27 protein-coding genes are annotated in these 25,200 nt (G+C 75.1%); 12 read left to right on the forward strand and 15 right to left on the reverse strand.

All coding sequences use genetic code 11. The features are described 5' to 3' along the window. The first annotated feature begins 24 nt into the window (after positions 1 to 24). Positions 25 to 1,260 carry a D-inositol-3-phosphate glycosyltransferase gene (mshA, locus tag QWY28_RS16490; protein ID WP_300953659.1) on the forward strand — a complete coding sequence of 412 codons (1,236 nt, stop codon included), beginning with the start codon at positions 25 to 27 and terminating at the stop codon, positions 1,258 to 1,260. Then, positions 1,257 to 1,778, forward strand: a complete 522-nt coding sequence (locus QWY28_RS16495) for a type III secretion system chaperone family protein (RefSeq protein WP_300953660.1) — start codon at positions 1,257 to 1,259, stop codon at positions 1,776 to 1,778. The genes mshA and QWY28_RS16495 overlap by 4 nt, the downstream gene beginning before the upstream one ends. An 18-nt stretch (positions 1,779 to 1,796) precedes the next feature. Here the strand turns inward: QWY28_RS16495 and QWY28_RS16500 are convergent, their stop codons facing one another. The 3 genes from QWY28_RS16500 to QWY28_RS16510 are packed head-to-tail and all read right to left on the reverse strand — an operon-like array spanning position 1,797 to position 5,210. Continuing rightward, entirely contained in the window at positions 1,797 to 2,858 is a 1,062-nt protein-coding gene (locus tag QWY28_RS16500; protein WP_300953744.1) for a response regulator, read from the reverse strand. A gap of 46 nt (positions 2,859 to 2,904) precedes the next feature. After that, on the reverse strand, positions 2,905 to 3,966 hold the full coding sequence (locus QWY28_RS16505) for a glycoside hydrolase family 6 protein (RefSeq protein WP_300953661.1): 1,062 nt from the start codon (positions 3,964 to 3,966) through the stop codon (positions 2,905 to 2,907). After that, positions 3,963 to 5,210, reverse strand: coding sequence for an O-antigen ligase family protein (locus tag QWY28_RS16510; protein WP_300953662.1), 1,248 nt, complete (start codon positions 5,208 to 5,210; stop codon positions 3,963 to 3,965). The genes QWY28_RS16505 and QWY28_RS16510 overlap by 4 nt, the downstream gene beginning before the upstream one ends. Before the next feature lie 105 nt (positions 5,211 to 5,315). Here QWY28_RS16510 and QWY28_RS16515 point away from each other — a divergent pair, with 105 nt between their 5' ends. Together QWY28_RS16515 and QWY28_RS16520 are read left to right on the forward strand one after the other, a co-directional pair. Continuing rightward, positions 5,316 to 6,770 (forward strand): oligosaccharide flippase family protein, encoded by a 1,455-nt coding sequence (locus QWY28_RS16515; RefSeq protein ID WP_300953663.1) that lies wholly within the window; start codon positions 5,316 to 5,318, stop codon positions 6,768 to 6,770. Then, the gene (locus tag QWY28_RS16520; RefSeq protein WP_300953664.1) at positions 6,767 to 7,879 is read left to right on the forward strand and encodes a glycosyltransferase; all 1,113 of its coding nucleotides are present in this window, start codon (positions 6,767 to 6,769) and stop codon (positions 7,877 to 7,879) included. The genes QWY28_RS16515 and QWY28_RS16520 overlap by 4 nt, the downstream gene beginning before the upstream one ends. Before the next feature lie 4 nt (positions 7,880 to 7,883). Here QWY28_RS16520 and QWY28_RS16525 read toward each other — a convergent pair whose 3' ends face one another. The 4 genes from QWY28_RS16525 to QWY28_RS16540 all read right to left on the reverse strand — a co-directional run bounded on the left by QWY28_RS16525 (position 7,884) and on the right by QWY28_RS16540 (position 12,245). Continuing rightward, the gene (locus QWY28_RS16525) at positions 7,884 to 8,729 is read right to left on the reverse strand and encodes a glycosyltransferase family 2 protein (RefSeq protein ID WP_300953665.1); all 846 of its coding nucleotides are present in this window, start codon (positions 8,727 to 8,729) and stop codon (positions 7,884 to 7,886) included. Positions 8,730 to 8,740: 11 nt separating this feature from the next. Then, positions 8,741 to 10,144, reverse strand: coding sequence for a hypothetical protein (locus tag QWY28_RS16530; protein WP_300953666.1), 1,404 nt, complete (start codon positions 10,142 to 10,144; stop codon positions 8,741 to 8,743). A 47-nt stretch (positions 10,145 to 10,191) separates the two neighbouring features. Further along, positions 10,192 to 11,160, reverse strand: a complete 969-nt coding sequence (locus QWY28_RS16535) for a WecB/TagA/CpsF family glycosyltransferase (RefSeq protein WP_300953667.1) — start codon at positions 11,158 to 11,160, stop codon at positions 10,192 to 10,194. 134 nt (positions 11,161 to 11,294) lie between these two features. Further along, positions 11,295 to 12,245: a DMT family transporter gene (locus tag QWY28_RS16540; RefSeq protein WP_300953668.1), complete on the reverse strand. Its 951-nt coding sequence runs from the start codon at positions 12,243 to 12,245 to the stop codon at positions 11,295 to 11,297. Positions 12,246 to 12,352: 107 nt separating this feature from the next. On the opposite strand from QWY28_RS16540, the gene QWY28_RS16545 reads away from it, so the two are divergent. Further along, positions 12,353 to 12,955 (forward strand): maleylpyruvate isomerase N-terminal domain-containing protein, encoded by a 603-nt coding sequence (locus tag QWY28_RS16545; protein ID WP_300953669.1) that lies wholly within the window; start codon positions 12,353 to 12,355, stop codon positions 12,953 to 12,955. Here QWY28_RS16545 and QWY28_RS16550 read toward each other — a convergent pair. Further along, positions 12,952 to 13,629 (reverse strand): response regulator, encoded by a 678-nt coding sequence (locus QWY28_RS16550; protein ID WP_300953670.1) that lies wholly within the window; start codon positions 13,627 to 13,629, stop codon positions 12,952 to 12,954. The genes QWY28_RS16545 and QWY28_RS16550 overlap by 4 nt on opposite strands. Further along, entirely contained in the window at positions 13,626 to 14,834 is a 1,209-nt protein-coding gene (locus tag QWY28_RS16555; protein ID WP_300953671.1) for a sensor histidine kinase, read from the reverse strand. The genes QWY28_RS16550 and QWY28_RS16555 overlap by 4 nt, the downstream gene beginning before the upstream one ends. 122 nt (positions 14,835 to 14,956) lie before the next feature. On the opposite strand from QWY28_RS16555, the gene phoU reads away from it, so the two are divergent. Then, positions 14,957 to 15,613: a phosphate signaling complex protein PhoU gene (gene phoU / locus QWY28_RS16560; protein ID WP_300953672.1), complete on the forward strand. Its 657-nt coding sequence runs from the start codon at positions 14,957 to 14,959 to the stop codon at positions 15,611 to 15,613. Positions 15,614 to 15,897: 284 nt separating this feature from the next. On the opposite strand, the gene QWY28_RS16565 is transcribed toward phoU, so the two are convergent. The 3 genes from QWY28_RS16565 to QWY28_RS16575 are packed head-to-tail and all read right to left on the reverse strand — an operon-like array spanning position 15,898 to position 18,061. After that, positions 15,898 to 16,638 (reverse strand): phosphoglyceromutase, encoded by a 741-nt coding sequence (locus tag QWY28_RS16565; protein ID WP_300953673.1) that lies wholly within the window; start codon positions 16,636 to 16,638, stop codon positions 15,898 to 15,900. Beyond that, positions 16,635 to 17,219 carry a hypothetical protein gene (locus QWY28_RS16570; protein ID WP_300953674.1) on the reverse strand — a complete coding sequence of 195 codons (585 nt, stop codon included), beginning with the start codon at positions 17,217 to 17,219 and terminating at the stop codon, positions 16,635 to 16,637. The genes QWY28_RS16565 and QWY28_RS16570 overlap by 4 nt, the downstream gene beginning before the upstream one ends. Positions 17,220 to 17,272: 53 nt before the next feature. Further along, the gene (locus QWY28_RS16575) at positions 17,273 to 18,061 is read right to left on the reverse strand and encodes a UbiA family prenyltransferase (protein ID WP_300953675.1); all 789 of its coding nucleotides are present in this window, start codon (positions 18,059 to 18,061) and stop codon (positions 17,273 to 17,275) included. Between the two features lie 295 nt (positions 18,062 to 18,356). Here QWY28_RS16575 and QWY28_RS16580 point away from each other — a divergent pair, with 295 nt between their 5' ends. Continuing rightward, complete coding sequence (locus QWY28_RS16580) at positions 18,357 to 18,842, forward strand: CarD family transcriptional regulator (protein WP_166194061.1); 486 nt, start codon at positions 18,357 to 18,359, stop codon at positions 18,840 to 18,842. A 119-nt stretch (positions 18,843 to 18,961) separates the two neighbouring features. After that, entirely contained in the window at positions 18,962 to 19,537 is a 576-nt protein-coding gene (locus QWY28_RS16585; protein WP_300953676.1) for a 2-C-methyl-D-erythritol 4-phosphate cytidylyltransferase, read from the forward strand. Here QWY28_RS16585 and QWY28_RS16590 read toward each other — a convergent pair. Beyond that, positions 19,534 to 20,226 carry an IspD/TarI family cytidylyltransferase gene (locus QWY28_RS16590; protein WP_300953677.1) on the reverse strand — a complete coding sequence of 231 codons (693 nt, stop codon included), beginning with the start codon at positions 20,224 to 20,226 and terminating at the stop codon, positions 19,534 to 19,536. The two genes, QWY28_RS16585 and QWY28_RS16590, sit on opposite strands and share 4 nt — an antisense overlap. Before the next feature lie 105 nt (positions 20,227 to 20,331). Here QWY28_RS16590 and nirD point away from each other — a divergent pair, with 105 nt between their 5' ends. Both nirD and QWY28_RS16600 read left to right on the forward strand, forming a co-directional pair. Beyond that, entirely contained in the window at positions 20,332 to 20,691 is a 360-nt protein-coding gene (gene nirD, locus QWY28_RS16595) for a nitrite reductase small subunit NirD (protein WP_300953678.1), read from the forward strand. Beyond that, a complete protein-coding gene (locus QWY28_RS16600; protein ID WP_300953679.1) occupies positions 20,688 to 21,281 on the forward strand; it encodes a sirohydrochlorin chelatase in 594 nt (197 codons plus the stop codon). The genes nirD and QWY28_RS16600 overlap by 4 nt, the downstream gene beginning before the upstream one ends. Before the next feature lie 11 nt (positions 21,282 to 21,292). Here the strand turns inward: QWY28_RS16600 and QWY28_RS16605 are convergent, their stop codons facing one another. Both QWY28_RS16605 and ispF read right to left on the reverse strand, forming a co-directional pair. Continuing rightward, positions 21,293 to 22,177, reverse strand: a complete 885-nt coding sequence (locus tag QWY28_RS16605) for an alpha/beta fold hydrolase (protein ID WP_300953680.1) — start codon at positions 22,175 to 22,177, stop codon at positions 21,293 to 21,295. Continuing rightward, complete coding sequence (gene ispF, locus QWY28_RS16610) at positions 22,174 to 22,671, reverse strand: 2-C-methyl-D-erythritol 2,4-cyclodiphosphate synthase (protein WP_300953681.1); 498 nt, start codon at positions 22,669 to 22,671, stop codon at positions 22,174 to 22,176. The genes QWY28_RS16605 and ispF overlap by 4 nt, the downstream gene beginning before the upstream one ends. Positions 22,672 to 22,703: 32 nt before the next feature. On the opposite strand from ispF, the gene QWY28_RS16615 reads away from it, so the two are divergent. Then, complete coding sequence (locus QWY28_RS16615) at positions 22,704 to 24,272, forward strand: molybdopterin-dependent oxidoreductase (protein WP_300953682.1); 1,569 nt, start codon at positions 22,704 to 22,706, stop codon at positions 24,270 to 24,272. Next, positions 24,269 to 25,045: an SDR family NAD(P)-dependent oxidoreductase gene (locus QWY28_RS16620; protein WP_300953683.1), complete on the forward strand. Its 777-nt coding sequence runs from the start codon at positions 24,269 to 24,271 to the stop codon at positions 25,043 to 25,045. The genes QWY28_RS16615 and QWY28_RS16620 overlap by 4 nt, the downstream gene beginning before the upstream one ends. The last annotated feature ends 155 nt before the right edge of the window (positions 25,046 to 25,200 follow it).

Raw genomic sequence — 25,200 nt, forward strand, 5'->3', positions numbered from 1 at the left:
GTGGACCCGATCAGGCGGTTGGCGATGATCAGCCTGCACACCTCGCCGCTCGACCAGCCCGGCACCGGTGACGCGGGAGGCATGAACGTCTACGTCGTCGAGGTCGCCAAGCGGCTGGCCCGCCACGGGATCGAGGTCGACGTCTTCACCCGCGCGACCAGCTCGGCGCTGCCGCCGGTGGTCGAGGCGTACGACGGCGTCTCGGTGCGCCACGTCCACGCCGGGCCGTTCGAGGGCCTCACCAAGGCCGAGCTGCCCGCCCAGCTGTGCGTCTTCGCCCGCGAGGTGCTGCGCGCGGAGGCGGTCCAGCCCGTCGGGCACTACGACGTCGTGCACTCCCACTACTGGCTCTCCGGCCAGGTCGGCGCGCTGGCCCGCGACCGCTGGGGCGTGCCGCTCGTGCACTCGATGCACACGATGGCCAAGGTCAAGAACGCCGCGCTGGCCGCCGGCGACTCCCCGGAGCCCGCCGCCCGGATCATCGGCGAGGAGCAGGTGGTCGAGGCCGCGGACATGCTCATCGCCAACACCGACCTCGAGGCCGAGCAGCTGATCGAGCTGTACGACGCCGACCCGGCGCGCGTCGAGGTCGTCCACCCGGGCGTCGACCTGTCGGTCTTCTGCCCGACCGACCAGGCAACCGCCCGCGCCGCGCTCGACCTGCCCCGCGACGCGGCCGTGCTGCTCTTCGCCGGCCGGATCCAGCCGCTCAAGGCGCCCGACGTGCTGCTGCGCGCCGTGGCCGAGCTGCTCCGCCGCTCGCCGGGGCTGCGCTCGCGCCTGGTCGTGCCGGTCGTCGGCGGCCCGTCCGGCTCCGGCCTGGACCGCCCCGAGTCGCTCGCCGCGCTCGCCGCCGAGCTGGGGATCGCGGACGTCGTGCGGTTCGTGCCGCCGGTCGACCAGCGGGTGCTCGCCCAGTGGTACGCCGCCGCCACGGCCGTCGCCGTACCGTCCTACAACGAGTCCTTCGGCCTCGTCGCCGCCGAGGCCCAGGCCTGCGGGACCCCCGTGCTCGCGGCCGCCGTCGGTGGGCTGACCACCGTCGTCCGCGACGGCCGCAGCGGCCTCCTCGTCGAGGGGCACGACGCCCGCGACTGGGCCGCGGCCCTGGACCGCGTCGTCACCGACCCCGTCCTGCGCGACCGGCTCGCGGCCGGGGCGCTCTCCCAGGCCCGCGAGTTCTCCTGGGAGGCGACCGCCGCGGCGACCCTCGACGTCTACCGCCGGGCGCGCGCCGGCATGCGGGAGGCCGCGGCATGAACGAGCAGACCGCCGAGAGCGTCCGGTCCTACCTGGCCGAGAACGAGATCGAGTTCGAGGAGACCCGCGAGGGGCTCTTCTCCTTCACCCTCCCCGGCGAGAAGAAGCTGCAGACCGCCGTCCGCCTCGACGTCGGCGAGCACGCGCTCGGCGTCCACGCCTTCGTGTGCCGCAACCCCGACGAGAACCACGAGCGCGTCTACCGCTGGCTGCTCGAGCGCAACCTGCGGATGTACGCTGTCTCCTTCGCCGTCGACCGCACCGGCGACATCTACCTCGACGGCCGGCTGCCGCTCGGCTCGGTCAGCCCCGACGAGCTCGACCGGCTCCTCGGGTCGGTGCTGACCTACGCCGACGAGTCGTTCAACGCCATCCTCGAGCTCGGCTTCGCCTCGTCCATCCGCAAGGAGTGGGAGTGGCGCAAGCTGCGCGGGGAGTCCACCCGCAACCTCGAGGCGTTCCGTGGCTGGCTGGAGTCCGGCGAGGAGCCCGACCCGGACGCCGACGGTTCGGCCTAGCTGCACCCCGGCCCGGCGCTACATCTGCGCCCGGCGGTAGCCGACCCCCGGGATCGACTCGATCCACCGAGGCGCCTCGAGGTCCTCGCCGAGGGTCACCAGCAGGCTCGCCATCACCGCGTCGACGTGCCGTGGCTCGAGGTCCGAGGACCCCGCACCGGGCTCCCCGAGACCGGTGAGGACCACCGACAGGTCCGAGCGCGTGCGGAGCCGGCGGCCGGAGCCGAGGATCGAGACCAGGAGCTCGAACTGGTCGGCGTCGAGCTCGATGCGGTCGCCGTCCACGACGAGCTCCCGCGTCGTGCGGTTGAGGGCCAGGCCCCGGAAGCGCTCCCACGAGCCGGCGCGGACCGGCTCGGGCGGCGGTGCCCCGGCGGCCGGGCTCGGAGGTGCCTCGAGCGCCTCGGGTGCGGGTGCGGGCTCGGGCGCTGGGGGAGGCGCGGGGGCCTCGGCCTGCGGTGCTGGTGCCGGCGGCAGGGGGGTGGGTGCCGGCGGCGCAGGAGGCGCTTGCACCGGTACGGGCGGGAGCACCGGCGCGGGTGCGGCCTGCGCCGGCACTGGCGGGAGCACCGGCGCGGGTGCGGCCTGCGCCGGCACGGGCGGGAGCAGCGGCGCGGGTGCCGCCTGCATCGGCATCGGGAGCGCCGGCGCGGTGGCGGGCGCGGCGCCGGCGAGGTGGCCGGCGGCCTGCTGCTCGAGCTGGCGGGGCCGGCGCAGCAGCGCCTCGACGCGGGCTCGGAACTCCCGCGGGCGCACCGGCTTGACGACGTACCCGTCCGCGCCGGAACCGAGGCCCTGGAGGAGGTCGACCTCGTCGGCGCGCATGGAGACGATGACGACGTAGGCCGAGGACAGCTCGCGGACCTCCCGGAGCACGGCGAAGCCATCGGTGCCCGGCATCGAGAGGTCGAGCGTGATCAGCCGCGGGGTGTGGGCCCGGACCGCGCGGAGCCCCTCGGCGCCGTCGCCCGCGGTCACGACGTCGAAGCCGGCCGCGACCAGGATCGTCTCGAGGAGGGCACGGGCGTCCGGCTCGTCGTCGATGACGACGGCGACACCCTTTCCTGCTCCCCCGTGCATTGCACGCACGCTAGCAACTGCAGGGCGGCTGCGACCGGCGAATGCGTCAGTCCTCGATGCTGTTCGGGAGGCCCAGCAGCATGAGCGCCAGCTGCCGGTAGTACCCGGAGGGCGGGCCACCGGCGCAAGGCCCGTCCGACTCCGCCGGCGGCTTGACCCACGCGTAGCCGTCGAGGCTGCCGTCGAACACCAGGGCGGGGGCCGGGCCGGTCCTCGCCCCGGGCGGGTTGCACCGCTCGCCGGCCTCGACCCGGCCGCCGCTGCGGCCGGTGTCGACGAGGTAGCGGACGTCCTCGGTCCCGCGGGCGGCGAGCGCTGCGACGACGTCCTCGGCGTAGGACTGCTCGGCGTCGGCGGAGTGGTAGTTCGCGACGTTGGTGACGAAGCCGCGGGCACCGGCGATGCCGACCGACTCGAGCCGCCGAGCCATCTCCTCGGCGGGCCACCAGTCGGAGTGCCCCGCGTCGATGTAGACCCACGCCCCGGTGGCCGCCATCCGCTCCACGGCGAAGCGGAGCAGGTCGACCCGTTCCGGGCCGGTGCACTTGTCGAGCTGGCCCACCGCGTCCGGCTCGATGACGACGATGGCGGGCCGGCCGGCGATCCCGCGTGCCGCGCCCTCGACCCAGGCGCGGTAGTCCTCGGCATCGCTCGCGCCTCCGCTGGCGTGGCCGCCGCAGTCCCGGTCGGGGATCCGGTACAGCACGACGAGGGGCAGCTCGTGCCGGGCCGACGCGCCGCCGACGTACGCCGCCACCGACCCGCGGATCGTCGAGGCGTCGGTCCAGTCGGTGAACCACGCGCCCTGGGGCACGGCCGCGAGCGGGGCGACCCGGGCATCGGTCGCGGCGGCCCGCGCGGTCTCCGACGCGGGGTCGGCGTAGAGCGCCATCGTCGTGTAGGGGTCGCCGTCGGTCACGACCACGGCGGGTTCGTGCTCGAACCGACCGTGCTGGCCGAGGGCGGAGAGCACGCCGGTCGTCCCCAGCACCAGGGCTCCCACCAGCGCGAGCACGACGACGGTCCCGACGACGACCCGCGAGCGACGGTCCCGGCGATCCTGCTCCAGGGCGTCGCGGAGCGACTCCTGCACGGACGGAGGCGTCATCCCTCCCCTCCCCAGCGGAAGACCCGGGGGGCCGAGAAGTACGCCGCGGCGAGCGGCACGGAGGTCACGACCCAGAAGGCCCACCGGTCGACGAAGCCCACCGGGACCTCGAGGTAGCCGCTGACCACCACCGCCAGCACGGTGAGCGCCGCGGGCAGCTGGGCGGGTGAGCCGGCGTCGGTCGCCAGGAGGGTCACGGCGAGGAGCCACACGGACGCGAGGACCACGAGCAGCAGCCCGCCGGTGGCGCCGAGCTGCAGGAACTGGTTGTGGGCGTGGTACGCCGCGTCGTTGAGCGGGCTGGTCACGGTGCCGCCGACCTCGGTGAACCACTGCGTGCCGAGCCCGAAGACCTCGTCCTGGGACAGCCACGCGCCGGCGGTGCCCTGCCAGATGAGGGCCCGCTCGGTGAACGCCTCCGGCGGCCACGGCAGGAACGGCAGCACCGCCCCGACGGCCGCGAGGCAGGCGGTGAGCCCGAGCGCCACGAGCTGCACGGCCCGCCGCCAGCCCCGGCGCGCCAGGACCGCGAGCACCGCGCCGGCCGCGAGCACCACGCCGGCGGTCAGCAGCCCGCTCCTGCTCGAGCTCCACCCGATCGCGAGGAGGACGAGGACCACCGACGTCCACCGCCAGGCGCGGCGCCGGAGGACGACGAGCGACGGCAGTCCGAGGGCGAGGTACTGCGCGAGGTTGTTCTCGGAGGTGAACGGGCCCTGGAGCAGCCCCAGGGCGGGGACGAGGGCCTTGTCCGAGATGCGCAGCTCGCCGGTGGTCTCCCGCAGCAGTGCGGTCTCAGGGGCGACGATCCCCAGGACGAGTGCGATCACGGCGGTGAGCACGGTCAGGGCCGCCAGCGTCCGGAACAGCGCGACGCCCGGGTTCAGCGCGGCGAGGGCGAGCACGATCAGGGCGAACACGACGGCGTTGCGCTCCACGTGCCCGGCGTACGCGTCCCGGCACAGCAGGTAGAGCCAGGGCAGCAGGAAGAGCCCGACCCGGCCGAGCCCCACCCTCGTGGCGGCGTTGAGGTTGGCGAGGACCAGCAGGCCGGCCACGGCGATGGTCGCGACGGTCAGCCCGGTGGCGACCGCGCCGGCGGTGGCGTTGGAGGGAGCCTCCTGGCCGACGGGGACGAACCGCTTCTCGGTGGTGAACGACAGCACGAGCAGCTCACCGACCAGGCGCAGCCACAGCAGCACCGCGAGCAGCGACGCCGCCCGCTGCGGGCCGACCCGCAGCAACTCGCGAACAGGACGGCGTCGGCTCGCTAGTCTCGGCCCAGTCGCCCGGACCGCCACGGAGCTTGTCACCGGCTACGACTCCAGAGGGGTGAGGAAGGCAACTGCGTGAGTGCTCGCGTCTCCGGTCGGCACGCAGCTGTCGCGCTCGGCGGGCAGTGGACCAAGTACGGCGTCCAGATCGTAGCCCTGATGCTCTTCTCCCGGATGCTGAATCCGGAGGAGTTCGGCTTCGTCGCGATGGTCGTCGCCGTGGTGGGCGTCGCCCACGTGCTGGGCGACTTCGGCCTCTCGCTCGCGGCGCTCAGCGCCCCTGACCTGACCGCGCGGCAGCGCTCGAACCTGTTCTGGATCTCCACGGGCATCGGTGCGGTGCTCGCGGCCGCCGTCTGCGCCTCGGCGCCGCTGCTGGTCGCCGTGTACGACGAGCCGGCGGTCGGCCCCGTCGCGTACGGCCTGTCCGTGGTCTTCCTGCTCAACGGCCTGGCCGGCCAGTTCCGGACCGAGCTCAACCGCGCCTCTCGCTTCGGCGTGCTCGCCGGGGCCGACGTCGTCGGCCAGGTCGTCGGCCTCGCCGGTGGCCTGGTCACCATCCTCGCCGGTGGCGGCCACTGGGGCCTGGTCGTCCAGCAGGTCGCCGCGGCCGCTGTCACGCTGGTCGTGCTGGCGGGTCGCGCCGGCTGGTGGCCGGGCCTGCCGGGACGGGGAGCCGGCATGGGCGGTCTGCTGCGCTTCGGGGGCCTGACCTTCGCCGCCCAGGTCGCCAACTACGTGAGCAGCAACGTCGACTCCGTCCTCGTCGGGCGCGTGTGGGGCCCGACGGTCCTCGGGGCCTACAACCGCGCGTTCCAGGTCGCCCGGCTGCCGGTGCAGCAGGTCGCCGCGCCGCTGACGCGGGTGGTCCTGCCCCAGCTCACGGCCCGCCGTGCGGACCCGGTCGCCTTCGCCGGCGCCGTGCGGACGGCCCAGCTGTTGCTGTGCACGCTGCTCCTCGGCGTGCTCAGCCTCATCGCCGGCGCTGCTCGGCCGCTCGTCGAGGTCGTCCTCGGCGACGGCTGGGACCAGGCCGTCCCGTACGTGCGCGCGCTCTGCCTGGGCGGGGCCTTCCAGGCGGCCGGCTACGTCTGCTACTGGGTGCTGCTGGCGCAGGACCGGGCCGGCGTGCTGCTCGCCTCCGAGCTGGGGGCCCGGACGGTCATGGTCGCGATGATGGTGGTCGCGGCCCCGTGGGGGCCGACCTGGGTGGCCCTCGCGGCGGCCGCCGGCCAGCTGCTGCTCCTCCTGGCCGCGGCGGTGGTCGCGCTGCCCCGGGTCGGCATCCCGTCCGGGCTGCTGCTCGCGGTGCCCCTGCGTCCGGCGGCGGTCTTCGCGGTCGCCTGCGGGGTGACCGCCTGGGCCGACGCCCGGTGGGGCGGTCAGCTGGGTGCCGTGCCGGCCCTGCTCGTCGCCGCGGTCGTGTGGGTGCTGGCCTGCACGCCCGCGCTGCTGTCGCGCGGGTGCCGCGCGGACCTGGGGGTGCTGGTCGCCACCGGTCGCTCGGTCCTCGGCAGGAGCCCCGCGTGAGCGCCGCCAGGCCGGTGGTCCTGTTCTCGACGGGGCCGCTCAAGGAGACCGACAACCCGTACCTGCACGAGCTGGTGGCGGGCCTGGGCGCACACGCCGACATCCGGTTCCTCGACCCCTGGACGGCCCTGCGCCTGCGCGCCGACGTCGTCCACGTGCACTGGCCCCACCAGCTCGTGCGGGGCGCCACCCGGCTCCGGACGCTGGTCAAGCTGCTCACCTCGACCGTCCTGCTCCTGCGCGTGGCCCGCGGCCGCGTCCCGGTCGTGCTGACCGTGCACAACCTCGCCTCCCACGAGACGGGCAGCCGGGCCGAGCGGCTGCTCGCACGGTTCCTCGACCGTCTGGTGTCGGTGCGCGTCTACCTCAACGAGGCCGAGCACAACGACACCTCACGTGGGGTCGTCGTCCTCCACGGGTCCTACCGTCCCTGGCTCGAGCGCACCGCCTCGCTCGACGACGGGCGGGCGGCGTACGTCGGGGGCGCGGTGCTGTTCGGGATGCTGCGGCCCTACAAGGGGATCGAGCGGGTCGTCGAGGCGGCGACCGCGGCGCACGTGCCGGTCCTCGTCGCGGGCCGGCCGGTGGAGGCGACGTACGCCGCGGAGCTCCGCGCGCTCGCCGACCGCAGCCCCGGTGTCGAGCTGGCCGCGCGGCACGTCCCGGACGACGAGCTGGTCCGGATGATCCGGGCGCGCGACCTCGTCGTCCTGCCGTACGAGGGCATGTACAACTCCGGGGCGCTCCTCTACGCGCTCGCCGTGGGCCGGCCGGTCCTCGTCCCGCGGAGCCCGGCGAACCTCGCCCTGCAGGCGGAGGTCGGGCCCGCCTGGGTCGCCCTCCACGACCCGCCCCTCACCGCCGAGGTCCTCCGGGACGCCCTCGTCGCCGCCCGCGACGCGGCGCGCGCCGGCCCGCCCCCGCTGGACCGGCGCGGCTGGGGGACCGGGGTCGACCTGCACCGACGCGTCTACGCGACCGTCGAGGCGAGCCCGTGGCGTCGGCGGCTCCGGGACCCGGACGGGGACCAGCGCGCCAACCGCCGGCGCCTGGCCGCCGACCCCGCCTTCGGCCTGCACTCCAGCCGGAACGCCGGACCGGAGGGCTGAGCCGTCAGGGGTGCTCGACCCGGTAGGCCCGGCGCCAGAAGGCGATCGGGCCGCGGGCGGCCTCCGCGAGCTTGCGCCGCTGCATCCGCCGGTGCGCGTCCTTCAGCCCCGGCTCGTAGGGGCCGGGGCCGGCGGTGAGGTAGCCGGCCAGCATCGCGATCGTCCCGACCGCCCACGGCCGTCGCACCAGGTAGCGCGCGGCGTGGAGCAGGAAGTACGCCGGGTCGTAGCCCGTCCACCGGCAGACCCGGCCGTTGCGGAAGCGGCCGTGCACCCGGCCCTCGCTGGCGCCGATCGCCCGGGCGAGGGTGAACCGCGCCGCGGGGTCGACGACCGTCCGCAACCCGGCCCGGGCGACCGCCACCTCGTCCATCACGTCGTTGCCGATCGCGGCCGGGAGCGTCTCGGCCAGGTGGTAGGCCTCGCGCGTGAAGAGCTTGACCGGCCCGGGGACGTGGAACTTCTGCTCGGCCATCCCGCGCGACACGATCACCCCGCCCGCGATCCCGACGTCGCCGCGGGCCAGCGGCACGACCCGGGCCAGGTAGTCCGGGGCCAGGCGCACGTCCGCGTCCAGCTTCATCACGTGGGTGTGGTCCTCGCGCTCGGCGAGGGCCGCGGCGACGCCGAAGCGCCACGAGGTGTACGCCGACCCCCCGATCAGGCCGCCGTCGTTGGCCTTGGCGACCACGCGGGCGCGCCGGGCCCGGTCGTGCGCGGCGAGCCGGGCGACCGTGTCGTCGGTGGACCCGTCGTCGACCACCACCCAGTCGAAGTCCTGGAAGTGCTGGTCGGCCAGCGTCTCGACCAGCCCGGCGACGTTCTCCGCCTCGTTGTGCACGGGGGTCACGACGAGGAGCCTCACCGGGCGACCGCCTCCGGCGCCTCGTGCTCCTCGGCGGCCGTGGCGATGGTCGTGCTCCGCGTGGCCCGCGTGAGGACGGAGCCGACGACGGTCGCCCCGGACCGCTGCACGGCCTCGATCGCCGCCCGGAACTCCGCGCGCCGGGTGCGCCGGGCACCCACCACGAGGAGGACGTTGGGGACCTCCCGGAGCAGGAGCCCCGCCTCGGGGCTGTGCCTCATCGTGGGGGCGTCGAGGACGACCGCGTCGAAGATGCGGTCGGCGGTCTCCAGCAGGCTGCGGAACGACGCCCCGCCGAGCAGGTCGGCCGCGTTCACCGTCGACCGGCCGTGCGGGAGCACGGTGAAGCCGCCCGGCTGCCAGAAGGTCAGCGAGGTCTCCAGCTCGCTGTTCCCCGCGACCACGTCGGAGAGACCGGTGCCGTCGGCGAGGCCCGCGACCCGCGAGAAGCTGCGGTCGGAGGTGTCGGTGTCGACGTACAGCACCTGCTCGCCCGCGGCGGCGAGACGGGCGGCGAGGTTGGCCGCGACGCTGGTGGTGCCGGACCCCTCGCGGGGGGAGGTGACCAGGAGCCGGAGCGGCCCGGGCCCGGCGGCGATGCGCACGTCGACGGCGAGCCGGGTGAAGAGGTTGCGCACCTCGGGCGGCTGCTCGTCGGGGACGAGCAGCGTCGCGCGGACCCGCTCCTTGAGCTCGGGCAGCGAGCCGAGGTGGCGTGCGCCCGAGGCGCTCACCTGGGAGCCGCGGCGGAGCCGGTTGTCGAACGTCTCCGTCAGCACGGCCGCGAGGGCGCCGGCGAAGAGTCCGAGGACCAGCGCCAGCGCGCCGTTGAGCTTGAGGTTCGGGGAGACCCGGTCCTGCGGCGGCAGGGCCCGCTGCAGGACGGCGAACTGTGCCAGCGAGGCCTGCGGCCCGCGGGCGCCGTCGAGCCGGGCGACCGCGGACGGGAGGCTGGCGACGATGCCGTTGGCCACGTCGGCCGCCCCGCCGGCGGTGCGGTCGGTGACGGTCACCTCGATGACCCGGGAGTCGGAGACCACCTCGGCCGAGACCCGGCGGTTCAGGGCGCCGAACTGCGCCTCGCCGCCCAGGTCGAGCTCCTCGATCACGGGGAGCAGCACGGCCTCGGAGTTGATGGCCATCGCGTAGCTCTTCAGCCGCTCGGCGACGAGCTCGTCACCGCGCTCCTGGGCGGAGAGGGCCGACTCGAAGTCGCCCTGGGACCCCGCGGCCGCCTCGACCCGCACGGGGTCCGCGCTGACGTAGACCGACGCCGACGCCTCGTAGGTCGGCTCCATGAGGAGGGACGCGCCGACGCCGAGGGCGACGATGCTCGCGAAGGCGAGGACGAACGAGGGCCACCGCCGCAGGAGCAGCAGCAGGTACTCGCGCAGGTCCATCGCCCACCCCCATCGTCGTCTCGCTCGGCACGGAACCCGACGGTGCGTCAGGCTATCGGCTGGTCGCCGTTCTCCACCGGGACTCGGTGGAGGTCGCACGGCACCGGCCCGTCGCACCCGCGACAGGGCGGCGGCGCCGGCGACACCACCGTCAGGCCGACCTCGGCGCGGCCCTCGGGGTCCGGGGACCGTCGGGCGGCCCACGACCTCAGCGCCACCCGGACGATGCGCGGTCCCTTGACGAGGTACCGGTGCGCGAGCCGGCGCGGCTCCTGGCACAGTCGCCACACCCATTCCCCGCCGATGCGCTGGACGACCTTCGGCGCGCGGGCGAACCGGCCGGCGGCGAAGTCCACGGCCGCGCCGGCACCGATGTAGACGGCTGGCGGCAGGGCGTCCTGCCAGGTGAGGTACCACGCCTCCTGCTTGGGCGACCCCAGGCAGACGAACACCATGTCGGGACGGGCCCGGTGCAGGCCCTCGACTGCGGCGGAGGACGCCGGGTCGTCGGCCGAGTCGATCCACGGGAAGGGGACGGCGGAGATGCGCGCTCCGGGGTGGTCAGCGCGCAGGTTGCGCACGGCCTGCTCCGCGACGGCCGGGTCGCCGCCGAGGACGACGACGCGCCAGCGTCGGCCGCCGGAGAGCCCGGCGACCTGCGGGAGGAGGTCGGCGCCGGTGTGGCGGTGGATCCCGCGGGCGCCGAGCGCCCGGGCCAGGTGCACCAGCGGCATCCCGTCGACGATCACGAGGTCCGCGGCGGCGTAGGCCTCGGCGGTCCCCGCCCGGCGTTCGAGGTCCAGCGCCTGGTCGACGTTCGCGGTCACCATCAGCGTCGGGCGGCCCAGCGCGCGCAGCTCGGCGATCGACGCCAGCAGCTGTTCCTCGGTGCCCGTGAAGAGTCGGTGGCCGCCGAGGCTGACCACGCCGTCGTCGACGCGCATCACCACGGTGCGGCGACGGCGGCCCACCGGCCGGCGCGGGGGGTCGGCGGCGGCGCGCGCGACAGCACTCATGCCTTCCCCCCCAGGTCGACCGCGGACGCCCCTCCGGGTCCGACCTGGCAAGGCTAGGGGGCGCGGCACCCCCGGGGCGGCGCAAACGACCGCATCCGCCGCAACGGTCTAGCCGGGTAAAGGAATCCCCGGCCTCAGGCCGGAGCCGGCTCCTGGGCGACCGTGCGCGGCTTGCGCCGGGCGACGGCGACGCCGACGAGGGCGAGCACGCCGCCGACGTACGCCATCGCCGGCGGCGCCTCGGAGAGCAGCAGCACGCTGAGCACGATGGTGATCGGGGGGACCAGGTAGGTCGTGATGCCCAGGCTCGAGGCGCTCATGTGCTGCAGCGCGAAGGCGTACGTCGTGAACGCGATCGCGGTCGGGAAGACGCCCAGGTAGACGACCCACAGCACCGAGCTGGTCGGGGCGTCGCGCACGTCGGCGACGAGCTCGCCGGCCCACGGCAGGCAGACCACCGCGCCGATGGTGCAGGCCAGCCACGTCACGTGCAGGGCGGAGAGCCGGGCGACCAGCGGCTTCTGGAGCACCAGGCTGATCGAGTAGACGAGCGCGGCGACCAGGCACAGCACGACGCCGAGGGGGTCGCGGTCCTCGGCCTCGGAGGTCGAGAACGCGATGACGGCGACGCCGCCGAACGCCAGCGCCAGGCCGAGCGCGAGGTGGACGGTGAACCGCTCGGACAGGAACACCGCGGCCAGGAGCGCGATGAGCACGGGGGAGACCTGGATCAGCATCACGGCCGTGCCGGCGTCGACCCGGTGCTCGCCGGCGTTGAGCGCGACGTTGTAGACGCCGTACCAGAGCACGCCGATCGTCACCAGCGAGACCCACTGCCGTCCCGTCGGCCGCGGGAGCCGGCGGCCGACCACGAACGCCCCCAGCACGACCGCCCCGACGAGCAGGCGACCCAGCGAGAGCGAGCCGGGGCCGAAGTCGTCGGCGAGGTGGCGGATCGCGACGAACGCCGAGGCCCACAGCACCAGCGTCACCCCGACGGCGGCCACGGGCAGCCAGGCCGGCCCGGGGGCGGCGGAGCCGGGGGCGGGGGCGGGAGCCGAGGGGGTCGTCGTACCGGTCGTCACCGGGCAAGCCTAGGGAGGGGTGCCGACGGTCGACACGCGGTTTCCGGACGTCGATGCGCGATCGGCTGCCAGGTTCGCCCGAGCCCCCGGGCGGGCACCGGCCCCGCGTGCTCGACCAGGTGTACGCCGCCATCACCGACACGCTCCGCGTGCGCTCGGAGGAGGACCTCGCGCAGCCCTCGCGCGCCGAGGCGTGGACGGTGCGCGAGCTGCTGCTCCACCAGCTGCTCGACGCCCGCCGCGCGCTGGTCGCGCTGGCCACGCCGGCGGCCGGGCCGGCGGACGTCGACGCGGCGACGTACTGGCGGGGCTTCCGGCCGGACGAGGGCGACGGTGGAGCCGCCCATGCCCGGTTCGTGGTCCGTGCCGCTGCGGCGTACGACGGCAGCGCCGGCCTGCTCGCGGAGTGGGCCGAGACCGCCGGGGCCGCGGCCCGGGCGGCCGCCGCCGCGGACCCGGACGCCCTCGTGTCCACCCAGGGCCACGTGCTGAGCGCCCGCGACCTGGTCTCGACGCTGGTCGTCGAGGCGACGGTGCACCTGCTCGACCTGTGGGGTGAACCGCCGGCGGAGGCCGTCGAGCACACGACCGCCGTGCTCGAGCGGATCCACGGCGGCCCGCTGCCACCGGCCGCGAGCCCGGTCGAGGTCGTGCTGCAGGCGACCGGGCGGGCGCCGAGCGACCACCCGACGTACCCGCTCCTGGGCTAGAGGTCGAGCTTGTAGCCCAGGCCGCGCACGGTGACGAGGTAGCGCGGCTCGCCCGGGTCGGGCTCGAGCTTGGCGCGCAGCCGCTTCACGTGGACGTCGAGGGTCTTGGTGTCCCCGACGTAGTCCGAGCCCCAGACGCGGTCGATGAGCTGACCGCGGGTGAGCACGCGGCCGGGGTTGCGCAGGAACAGCTCGAGCAGCTCGAACTCCTTCAGCGGCAGCCGCTGCTCCTGCCCGTCGACGGTGACGACGTGCCGCTCGACGTCCATCCGGACCGGGCCGGCCTCGAGGGTGGCGGGCGCGAGGTCCGGCTCCTGGCCGCGGCGGAGCACCGCGCGGATCCGGGCGACCAGCTCGCGGGGGGAGTAGGGCTTGGTGACGTAGTCGTCGGCGCCGAGCTCGAGGCCGACGACCTTGTCGACCTCGTCGTCCTTGGCGCTGACCATGATCACCGGCACGTTGGACGTCTGGCGGATGGTGCGGCAGACCTCGGTGCCGGGGATGCCGGGCAGCATGAGGTCGAGCAGCACGATGTCGGCGCCGTTGCGGTCGAACTCCGCGAGCGCGGCGTGCCCGTCGGCCGCGACGGCGACCTCGAAGCCCTCCTTGCGCAGCATGTACGAGAGAGCCTCGCTGTAGCTCTCCTCATCCTCGACGACGAGTACCCGGGTCACGGGCGTTCCTCCTGGTTGACGGGGTCCGGGACAAGAGGGCCCGGGACGAGGTGGTCCGAGACGTGGTGGCCCGAGAGGTGGGAGGGCCGGTCGGCCTGCTGCGGCAGGGTCAGGGTGAAGGTAGACCCCTGGCCCTCGACCGACCAGACGCGGACCTCGCCGCCGTGGGTGGCGGCGACGTGCTTGACGATGGAGAGCCCGAGCCCGGTGCCGCCGGTGGAGCGGTGACGGGCCGGGTCGACGCGGTAGAAGCGCTCGAAGATCCGGTCGATCTCCCGGCTGGGGATGCCGATGCCCTGGTCGACCACCGAGATCTCCACCATGCCGTCCTCGGCCTTGGTGGCCACCAGGACTGTGGAGTCGGGGTCGGAGTACGACACGGCGTTGGCGACCAGGTTCGAGACCGCGGCCGCGACCTGCTCGGCGTTGCCGAGGACGCGCAGGCCGGTCGTGCCGCCGGTGACGACGGTGATCCGCTTGGCGGAGGCGTCGATGGCGCTGGTGTCCACGGCGACGTCGATGACCTCGTCGACCGCGACCGGCTGCGGCGCCTCGAGCGGGTCGTCGGCCTGGAGACGGGAGAGCTCGATGACCTGCTGCACGAGCTGGCCGAGGCGCTCGCTCTCGACGAGCATCCGGTCGGAGAAGCGCTTGACGGCGTCGGGGTCGTCGGCGGCCTCCGCGACCGCCTCGGACAGCAGCCGGATCGCGCCCACGGGGGTCTTCAGCTCGTGGCTGACGTTGGCGACGAAGTCGCGGCGCACCGCCTCCACCCGCCGCTCGCGCGTGCGGTCCTCGACCAGCACGAGCACCAGCCGCGAGCTGAGCGGCGCCACGCGCGCGCTGACGTTGCGCGCGGGCACGCCGGCGCGCTCGATCAGCAGCTCGGTCTCCCGGATCTGCCCGTCGCGGCGCACCTGGCGCACGAGGTCGGCGAGCTCGTCGGAGGTGAGGACCGTCCCCCGCACCAGGCCCATGGAGTACGCCGGCGCGCTGGCCTTCAGCACGACGTCGGACTCGTCGACGACCACCGCGCTGCTGCGGAGCACCGACAGCACGGTCGCGACGCCCGCGGGGACGACGGGCTCGTCGGTCGCGGGGAGCCGGTGCTGCTGCCGCTCGCTGACCGCCCAGGCCAGCACGGCGGCACCACCGACCAGCGCCCCGATGATCGCGGCGAGGAACGCCTGCATCGTCGGGTCCACGCCGCGATCGTACGGCCGCGCGCGGGGCCGCTCCGCCGCCCGGGCGCCCGGTTCACGAACGTTCATCCGGCGTTCACCCCGTGCCTGCCACCCGTTGCGTACCGTGCCCGACCCTCGGTCACATGCGTGAGGCCTTCCATGAGCAGCTCGAGTCCGTCTTCGCCGATCTCGCCGGCATCTGCAGCCGGGTCGAGCTGGCGGTCGGCGACGCCAGCCGCGCGCTGCTCACCGGCGACGCGGAGGTGGCCGAGCGCGTGATCAGCGCCGACGCCGACATCGACCGGGCACGCGAGGAGGTCGAGGAGGCGGCGTTCCAGCTGCTCTCCCTCCAGGCGCCCGTCGCCGGCGACCTGCGCACGGTCGTCGCCGCGCTGCGGATGGTCAGCGAGCTCGAGCGGATGGGCGACCTCTCGGTCCACGTCGCGAAGATCGCCCGGCTGCGCGTCCCGGGCATCGCCGTCCCCGAGGAGGTGCGGCCCACCATCGAGCGGATGGCGACCGTCGCCGAGGACATGGTCCGCCGGGTCGCCGAGATCATCACCCGGCGCGACGTCGCCGCCGCCATCGCGCTCGGCCGCGCCGACGAGGAGATGGACCAGCTGCGCCGCCGCAGCTTCGCCGAGCTGCTCGCCGACGACTGGCAGCACGGCGTCGAGGCGGCCGTCGACATCGCCCTGCTGGGCCGCTACTACGAGCGGATCGCCGACCACGCCGTCTCGGTCGCCAACCGGGTCGTCTTCGTCGTCACCGGCGACAACCCGCACTCGGTGACCGCCTGACCGTCCGCCGTGCCGGCGGCGCCGGCTGGCGGGGTAGTCACGGACGAGAACGTCCGTGACCACCACCCGGGAGGACGAAAACGTCCGTGACTATCCCGGCAGCGCACGTTGCGCCGAGAGCGGGTGACCTTCCCCTGCGGCCGTGGGCAGCCCACGGGGTCTCGACGACGCTCGGTGCTGGCGCGCCTCCCTGCTCGACCAGCAGGGACCGCCGGCCGCGCGGCTTGCTCGATCTCCGTGCGCGGCGGACCGACCTCGTGCCCCGGTCGCTCCGGCGCGGTGACTCAGCGGCCCTGGTTGGCGACGGCGGCGGCAGCGGCGGCGGCGGCCTCGGGGTCCAGGTAGCGGCCGGGCGCGGTGGGCCGCATGTCGTCGTCGAGCTCGTAGACCAGCGGCATGCCGGTGGGGATGTTCAGCCCGGCGATCTCGTCGTCGCCGATCCGGTCGAGGTGCTTGACCAGTGCGCGCAGCGAGTTGCCGTGCGCGGCGACGAGCACCGTGTGGCCGGCGCGGAGGTCCGGCACGATCGCGGACTCCCAGTACGGCAGGAAGCGCGCGATGACGTCCTTGAGGCACTCGGTGCGGGGCATGTCCTCGCCGAGGTCGGCGTACTGCGGCAGGCCGGCCTGGGAGTGCTCCGCGTCGTCGTCGAGCGGCGGCGGGGGCACGTCGAAGGAGCGGCGCCAGAGCATGAACTGCTCCTCGCCGAACTCCGCGAGGGTCTGCTTCTTGTCCTTGCCCTGGAGCGCGCCGTAGTGGCGCTCGTTGAGCCGCCACGACCGGCGCACCGGGATCCAGTGCCGGTCGGCGGCGTCGAGGGCGAGGCAGGCGGTGTTGATCGCGCGGCGCTGCAGCGAGGTGTGGACGACGTCGGGCAGGACGCCGGCCTCACGCATCAGCTCGCCGCCGCGGACGGCCTCGCCGCGGCCCTTCTCGGTCAGGTTGACGTCGACCCAGCCGGTGAAGAGGTTCTTGGCGTTCCACTCGCTCTCGCCGTGGCGGAGCAGCACCAGCGTCGAGGTCACTCCGACTCAGCCTCCGGCGGCGCGGAGCCCTCGACGTCGTGGGGCTCGACCGAGACGCCCTCGCAGTCGTACGCCTCGGCGTCGGACGTGGTCGCGCCCTCGGCCTCGGGGGCGTCGTCGAGACCTTCGTACTCGTCGCAGGCCGGGACGACCGGCACGGTCAGCGAGACCTCCTCGCCGGAGGAGAAGCCGATCGTGAGCGGCACGAAGTCGCCGGGGTCGAAGTCGCCGGTCAGGCGGATGCCGCCCTCCTGGAGCAGCGAGACGAGCCCGCCCTCGATGATCTCGTAGGGCTCGAACTCGGCGGCCTCGACGCTGGCGCCGGAGCCGCCGGTGAGCGACTCGACCTCCGTGGCGTCGGCCTCAGGGTTGTTGGAGAACGTCGCGAGGAACGTGCCTGACCCGGCCCGCTCGGACACGATGACCGCGCCGACGACGTCGACCGACCCGGAGCGGTCGTTGCCGCTCATCGAGATGGTGTTGACCCGGTCGGTGGCGGGGTTGAACCCGCACGCGCCGAGGACGGGGACGGTCAGCACGAGCACGCCGAGGGCGCGCGCGGTGGTGCGTCGGAGCAGCATGTCTGGAGCCTCGCAGGGTGAGCGGCCGGAGATGCGGCTCAGCCTAGCGGTGGCTACCGGGACAGTCCGACCGAGGTGCCGGCGAACGCGAGACCGACGAGCACCGCGCCGAGGTAGACCGAGGTCACCGTCAGCAGCCGCGCGGCCCCCAGGCGGAGGCCGAGCCGCAGCGGCAGGTAGGTCCAGCCGTCCTTGTTGTCGGGCACCAGCCCCCACAGCGCCCGCAGCACGTGCACCCCGACCCCGAGGAGCGCGAAGAGCACGACGACCAGGACCTCCGGCGGGTTGCCCTCGTGCTGGCCGCCCCAGCCGCCGTAGGAGAGGTACGCCGGGTAGAGCGCGAACGACGCCGCCCACGGCACCCAGGACAGCAGGCCGCGCCGCAGCACGACGTTGCCGAGCAGGCCGATCGCGACCGACAGCAGGTAGCAGCTGCCGGCGGTGATCCCCGTCGTGACGGCCAGCGGCACCAGCAGCAGCACCCCGCAGGCGATGGCGAACCACACCGAGCCCGGCTCGAGCCGGCCCTGGGCGACCGGCTTGCCGGGCAGGTCGTGCCGGGCGTCGCGGCGCCGGTCGACGAGGTCGTTGTGCCAGCCGAGGACCGTCTGCCCCACCAGCACGGTCAAGAGGACGACGCCGACCTCGCGCAGCTCACGTCCGGCGAGCGCGGCGCACGCGGCGATGCCGACTGCGGTGAGGACCGCCTGCTTGGGGTGGGCCGCCTGCAGGAGCAGGACGGGCTCGAGGTCGCGCACGCCCCGCCGACGGCGTACGACGGGCGCCGGCGGCTCCTGGGGGGAGCGGTCCTCGACCGCGACCGCCGAGGCGCCGCCCGCCACGGTCGCTCCCTCGGTCGTCGCGACCCCTGCCTGATCGGTCCCCGGCGTACCACTTCGCCGCCGGAATCGCTCCCTCATCGCCATGTCCGCAGTATCGCCTCCGTCACGTCGGGGAACGGGCGAACCACGCGGTTCACCTGCGGTTTCGTCCTCCGAGACCCCTCCCGCGGAGGCCCCGCCTGCACATGGACCTGGGGTCTGTCAAGACCGCATTGTGGCTCTGACCTGCGAGAACGTCGATCGGAGTGGTCCAGACGCATGATAAGATGGTCCCCTAGGAAGGGGTACCTGACATATGACTTTCACCGTCGGCGAAACGGTTGTTTACCCGAACCACGGGGCCGCTGTCATCGAGGACATCGAGATGCGGACCATCAAGGGCGAGGACCGGCAGTACCTCGTCCTGCGGATCGTCGCCCAGCAGGACCTGGTCGTGCGCGTCCCCGCGTGCAACCTGGACCTGGTCGGCGTCCGCGACGTCGTGGACAAGGACGGCCTGGACCGCGTGTTCGACGTCCTGCGTGCCGCGCACGTCGAGGAGCCGACCAACTGGTCGCGCCGCTACAAGGCGAACCTGGAGAAGCTGCACAGCGGCGACGTCATGAAGGTCGCCGAGGTCGTGCGTGACCTGTGGCGTCGCGAGCGTGACCGCGGCCTGTCCGCCGGCGAGAAGCGGATGCTCGCCAAGGCCCGGCAGATCCTGGTCTCCGAGCTCGCGCTGGCCGAGAAGACCAACGAGGACAAGGCCGAGGCCCTCCTCGACGAGGTGCTCGCTTCCTGACGCCCCTCGCGCAGCAGTAGTCGACCGAGGCCCCCGGGTGACCACCCGGGGGCCTCGTCGCGTCCGGGCCCGGCCCGCGTCGAGCCGCGTGGCCGGGCCCGGGGCCTAGGGTCGGGGGCGTGGACTTCGACTGGGACGACGAGGACGAGCGGGTCCGGCCGCTGGGGACGGTCGTGGAGTCCGGCCGCGGCTCCCTGCCCTTCGCGCTGGTGCACGGCGAGGCGCTGGTCGTGGCGGCGTCCTGGGCGCTGGGGGAGGCCGGGGTGACCCTGATCGACGTCGGGACCGAGTGGTCCGGGCTGGTCGACGCCGGCGCGCCGCTGGTGCTGCACGACGCGCTGTGCCCGATGACCCCCACCGACTTCCTCGTCGCGTGCCTGGAGCGGGCGGCGGAGCAGGACGTCGTCGTCGTCGGCACCCGCCCGGTCACCGACACGGTCAAGGAGACGGCCGGCGGGTTCGTCGGCGCGACCGTGGACCGGGCCGGCCTGGTCGCGGTGGCGTCCCCGGTCGTCCTGCCGGCGAGCGTCGTGGCGCGTCTGGACGGGCTGCCGTCACTGGACTTCGTCGAGCTGGTCGAGGACCTGCGGGCGCGGTTCCCCGTCGAGCTCGCGGACGCGCCGCCCTCGGCGCGCCGGGTGGCCGGGGAGGACGACGTACGCCTCCTCGAGGCGCTGACCACGCCCGAGCGCTAGAAGCCCTCGCTCACCGCGAGGGCCAGCTCGACGTCCTCGGGGAAGGTGATCTTGAGGTTGCGCGAGGTGCTCGGCACGGCCGCGACCCGGACCGGGCGGGCCGGGTCGGGGTAGCGCTCGAGGCAGCTGGCGGTGTCGGTGCCCTCGAAGCCGTCGGCGTCGGCACGGCGGTACGCCGCCAGGAGCGCGTCGGCGCGGAAGGCCTGGGGCGTCTGCACGCCGGACAGCCCGGCCGGCAGCGGACCGCCCGCCACCGACAGCACGCCCGGCACCGGGGCGACCGGGATGGCGCCGCCGTGCTCCCGGGCGGCGTCCAGCGTCAGGGCGAACAGGTCGGGTCCGGCGAGCGGCCGGGCGCCGTCGTGCACCGCGACGACGTCCACGAGACCGGACTCGACGTCCGCGGCGAGCGCGCGGAGGGCCTGCCACTCCGAGGCGTGCCGCGAGGCCCCGCCGACGACGAGCCGCACCTCGCGGTCGCCGAGGTGGGGGCCGACCGCGTCCGCGACGGCCTGCGCCTCGCCGGCGCGCACGACCAGCACGACCCGGGCCACGTCGTCGAGGGCGAGCGCGTCGCGCACCGACCAGGCGAGCACGGCGGCAGGCCCCAGGGGGAGCAGCACCTTGTTCACCTCGGCGCCGACCCGGGTGCCGGCGCCGGCGGCGAGGATCACGACGGCGGCTGGCACGCGGCGCAGGCTACCGCCCGGGTCCGGGCACCGGTGCACGCAACGATTTACACGGCTGTTGCACGACGAAACCGGGCCAGAACATCGCGGACCTACGTTCGGACGGTGACCCCGCGAGCCGCCCACGACCAGTGGCAGCCGGTCTGCGCCCTCGCCGACCTGGAGGTCGACCGCGCGGCGACCGCGCTGGTCCACGGGCAGGCCATCGCGATCTTCCGGCTCGCCGACGACCGGGTCTACGCGCTCGGCAACCACGACCCGTTCGCGAAGGCGTCGGTCATCGCCAAGGGCATCGTCGGTCGCCGCGGCGATGTCCCGTTCGTCGCGTCGCCGGCGCACCGGCACGCCTTCGACCTGCGCAGCGGCAAGTGCCTCGACGACCCGAGCGCAGCCGTGCCGGCCTACGACGTCAAGGTCGTCGACGGCACCGTGCACATCGGCCACCGCAAGGCGGCCGCGGCATGAGGACGTTGGTCACCGTCGCCGAGCGGTCCTGCCCGGTCGCGCGCGAGGTGACCCGACGGGCGGGCGTCGCGCTCGGCGTCCCCGCCGTCGCGACGTGGCCCGCCGACCTGCCGGCGGCGCTGCGCCGCTCCGGCGGGACGCCGGTGCTGGTCCCGCTGCAGCTCAACGCGGCCGGTGGCTTCGGGCCCACGCTGGGTCCGCACCCGCTCCTCGCCGCGGCCCAGGCGGCCCGCCTGCTCGCGGCCGGGGTGCGCGCCGGCCGTCCGGTCGTCATGGTCGCCGCCGGGTCCGAGGACCACGACGCCCAGGAACGGCTGGACCGGGCCGCGGCGCTGCTGGCCGACACCTGGACCGGGCCGGTCCGGCTGGCCACGACGGCCGGCCCCGGCCCGCGCCCCGAGGAGGTGATCGGCCGCGGCACGGTGGTCACGCCGTACGTCCTGGCCCCGGGCGCGGACGCCGAGGCCCTGCGCGGGCGGGCGGCCGCCGCCGGCGCCGCGGTGGTCGCCGAGCCGATCGGCGCGCACCGGTTCGTGGCCGACCTGGTGGCGCGACGGTTCCGCGCCGTCCAGCACTCCGCCGCCGCCTGACCGGCGCGGGCTCAGCCCCGGGCGCCCTCGACGAGCGCGACGAGGTGCTCGGTCACCAGCTCCGGGCGCTCCAGCGGGAGGTAGTGCCCGGCCCCCGGCGCCACGAGCAGCCGCGCCCCCCGGATGCCCCCGGCCAGCCGGCGGGCGTGCGGCGGGGGCGTGAGCCGGTCGGCGCTGCCGACGAGGACGATCGCGGGGACGTCGTCGTACGCCGCCAGGCCGGCCAACCGCTCGTGCTGCATCAGGTCGCGGTAGAAGCCCTCCATCGTGGCCGGCGGGCAGCAGATGAGCTGGTCGGTGGCCAGCCCGGCGTCCCGCAGGCGCAGCGGCTCCCCGAAGAGCAGCCGGTTGACGACGTACCGCTCGATGGACGGCGTGCGCCGCCGCTCGCGCCGGGTCAGCAGCCGCGCGCGCAGCGCCAGCACGTGCGGGATCGCGCGGCGGGCGGCCGAGCCGACGTCGGGCAGGCCGAGGGTCACGGTGCCGAGGTCGCCGGAGGACGTCGAGACGAACAGCAGCCCGCGGACGCGGTGCACCAGGTCCGGGCGCGTCTCGGGCAGCTCCATCAGCGTCATGCCGCCGATCGAGTGCCCGGCGAGCACGAGCGGGCCGTCGGCGGCGTGCGCGTCGACGACCGCGCCGAGGTCGCGCGCGAGGTCGGCGATGGTGCACGCCTCGAGCGGCGCCTCCTGCGAGCGGCCGTGCCCGCGGGCGTCCCAGGTGACGATCCGCAGGTCGGCGCCGTAGCGGTCCAGCAGGTCGCGCACCTGGTAGTGCCAGTCCTCCTCGTCGGCGGTCCAGCAGTGGGCGAGCAGCACGGTGACCGCCGCGTCCTCGCGACCGTGAGTGGTGACGTGGAGGGTGAGCCCGTCGTGGGTGGTGAGCGTGTGCCTCATGCGCCCGCCCGCACGACCAGCGCCGTGGCGACGGCGGCCACGCCCTCGCCGCGACCGGTCAGGCCCAGGCCGTCGGTGGTGGTCGCGGAGACCGTGACCGGCCCGCCCGCGGCGGCGCTGAGCGCGGCCTCGGCCTCGGCCCGGCGGGGACCCAGCCGCGGCCGGTTGCCGATCACCTGCACCGCGACGTTGCCGACCTCCCACCCGGACGCGCGCACCCGCCGCGCGGTCTCGCCGAGGAGCGCCGCGCCGGAGGCGCCCGCCCACTCGGGCTCGGAGGTTCCGAAGTTCGAGCCGAGGTCGCCCAGGCCGGCGGCGGAGAGCAGCGCGTCGCAGGCGGCGTGCGCGGCGACGTCGGCGTCGGAGTGGCCCTCGAGACCCTGCGGCTCGTCGGGCCAGGCGAGGCCGGCCAGGTGCATCGGCACCCCGTCGACGAGGCGGTGGACGTCGGTGCCGGTCCCGACGCGGATCCCGGCTGCGAGGTTCGGTGGCACGCGGTGATCATGCCTGAGCAAGAATCACCCCCGTGCGGACGTCTCGCGGTGCGTGGTCGCTCGCAGGGCTCGTCGCGGGTGCGGCCGGTCTTGCGACGTCGTACTGCGTCGCCATGGTGATGACGATCCGCGACTCCCCGGTCGTCGCGGTGGTCGAGCAGATCATCCGGCTGGTGCCCGGTGGGGTCACCGAGAAGGCGATCCGCCTGCTCGGCTCGCTCGGCAAGCCGCTGCTGGTCCTCCTCGTGCTGGCCGCCCTGGTGGCGACGTTCGCCTGGGCCGGGCGGCTGGCGAGGCGGTCGTGGTGGCGCCCCGGGGTGGTCTACCTCGTGCTCGCCGCGATCGGCGCCGTCGCCGTGCTCGCCCAGCGGGGCGCCGGGCCGGTCGACCTGCTGCCGGTCGGCGTCGGCCTGGGCACCTGGGCCGTGGCGCTGCTCGTCCTCGTCGAGCCGCTGCGCCGCGCGGAGCTGGTCGAGGCCGAGGCGGCCGACCGCGGCCCGGGCGGGGGCGGCGACCTGCCGACGCTGCACCGGCACACGCGGCGCGGCTTCGTGCTGCGTGCGGGCCTGCTGACCGCGCTCGGGGCGGCGGTGGCAGTCTTCGGGCGCTCGGTCGGCCAGGGTCGGCGCGAGGTCGAGGAGTCGCGCCGGCTGCTCAAGCTCGACGGGGTCACCGAGGGGCGGGTGCCGGCACGCGCCCGGGTGGACCTGGAGGAGGTCAGCCCGTGGCGCACCGCGAACGAGGACTTCTACCTGATCCACACCGCGCTGGTGGTGCCGGCGATCGCGCCGGCCGACTGGACGCTGCGGATCACCGGCATGGTCGACCGCCCGTTGGAGATCACCTACGCCGACCTGGTCGCCCGCGAGATCACCCAGTCCTGGGTCACGCTCACCTGCGTCTCCAACGAGGTCGGCGGTGACCTCGTCGGCAACGCCTGGTGGAGCGGCGTGCTGATCGCCGACCTGCTCGCCGAGGCCGGAGTCCAGGAGGGCGCGGACGCGGTGAAGCAGACCTCCGACGACGGCTGGACCTGCGGCACCCCGCTCGAGGCGCTCACCGACGACCGCGGCGCGATGCTCGCGGTGGCGATGAACGGGCGTCCGCTGCCGGTCGAGCACGGCTTCCCGGTCCGCACCGTCGTGCCGGGCCTCTACGGCTACGTGTCCGCGACCAAGTGGGTGCGCGAGCTGGAGGTGACCCGGTTCGCGGACTTCGAGGCGTACTGGACGGGCAAGGGCTGGGGGGAGCGCGGGCCGATCAAGATGGCCTCGCGGGTCGACGTCCCGCCGTCCGGCGCCGAGGTCCCCGCGGGGACCGTGCGGTTCGGCGGGGTCGCGTGGGCGCAGACGACGGGCGTGGCGGCGGTCGAGGTCGCGGTCGACGGGGGGCCGTGGCTGGCCGCCGAGGTCGCCGACCCCGGCACCGACGACACCTGGGTGCAGTGGGTGGCCGAGGCCGACGTCGAGGAGGGGGACCACGTGGTGCGGGTGCGGATGACCGACAAGGAGGGGCTTGTGCAGACCGGGGCCGAGGCCGACGTCCTGCCCGACGGCGCGACCGGCTGGCACGAGCGGTCCTTCCGTGCGGTGGAGGCATGACGAATCGGGACTTCGCCGACCGCGCGGGCTGCGCGCTCGTCGTCGGCGGGAGCGGCGGGATCGGCCTCGCGGTCGCCCGGATGCTGGCCGCCCGCGGCTCGGCCGTCGCGCTGACCTACCGCTCGCGGCCCGACGCCGCCGAGGCCGCCGTCGACGCGGTCCGGGCGCACGGGGTGCGGGCCGACGCGCACCGCCTCGACCTGGCCGACCTCGACGCGGCCGCGGAGGTCGTCGACACCGTCGTCGCGGGGCACGGCGGCCTCCACACGCTGGTGCACGCCGCGGGACCGCACGTGCCTATGACCCACCTGTCCGGGGTCGCGCCGGCCACGATGGCGGCCCAGCTGCACGCGGACGCGGCCGGCTTCTTCGGCGTCGTCCAGCCGGCCCTGCCCCACCTGCGCGAGGCCGGCGGCTCGGTCGTCGCGGTCACCACCGCCGCGACCAGCCGGTTCCCGGTCCGCGACGGGCTGTCGTCTGCGCCCAAGGGCGCGGTCGAGGCGATGGTGCGGGCGCTGGCGGTCGAGGAGGGGCGGTACGGCGTCCGCGTCAACGCCGTCGGGCCCGGCATGCTCACCGACGGCATGGCCGCCAGGCTCATCGGCTCCGGCGAGCTCGACGAGGCCGCGCTCGCCGTCACCCGGCGCAACATCCCGCTGCGCCGCTTCGGCAGCGCCGACGACGTCGCCGAGGCGGTCTTCTTCCTCGCCTCCGACCGGGCCGGGTTCGTCTCTGGCCAGAAGCTGGACGTCGACGGGGGCTACTCCGCCTGACGCCTGAGCAGCGCCGTCCGAGGAACGAGGACGGCGCGTGGGCGAAGGCGGGTCGAGCAAGCGACGCGACCGAGGAACGAGGTGGCGCGAGCGGGTCGAGACCGGGTGGGGGACGCAGGGCGGCGGCCACAGCACCCGGCTCCCGGGCTCCCGGG

This window comes from Nocardioides oceani (assembly GCF_030412965.1).
GTDB classification, from domain to species: domain Bacteria; phylum Actinomycetota; class Actinomycetes; order Propionibacteriales; family Nocardioidaceae; genus Nocardioides; species Nocardioides oceani.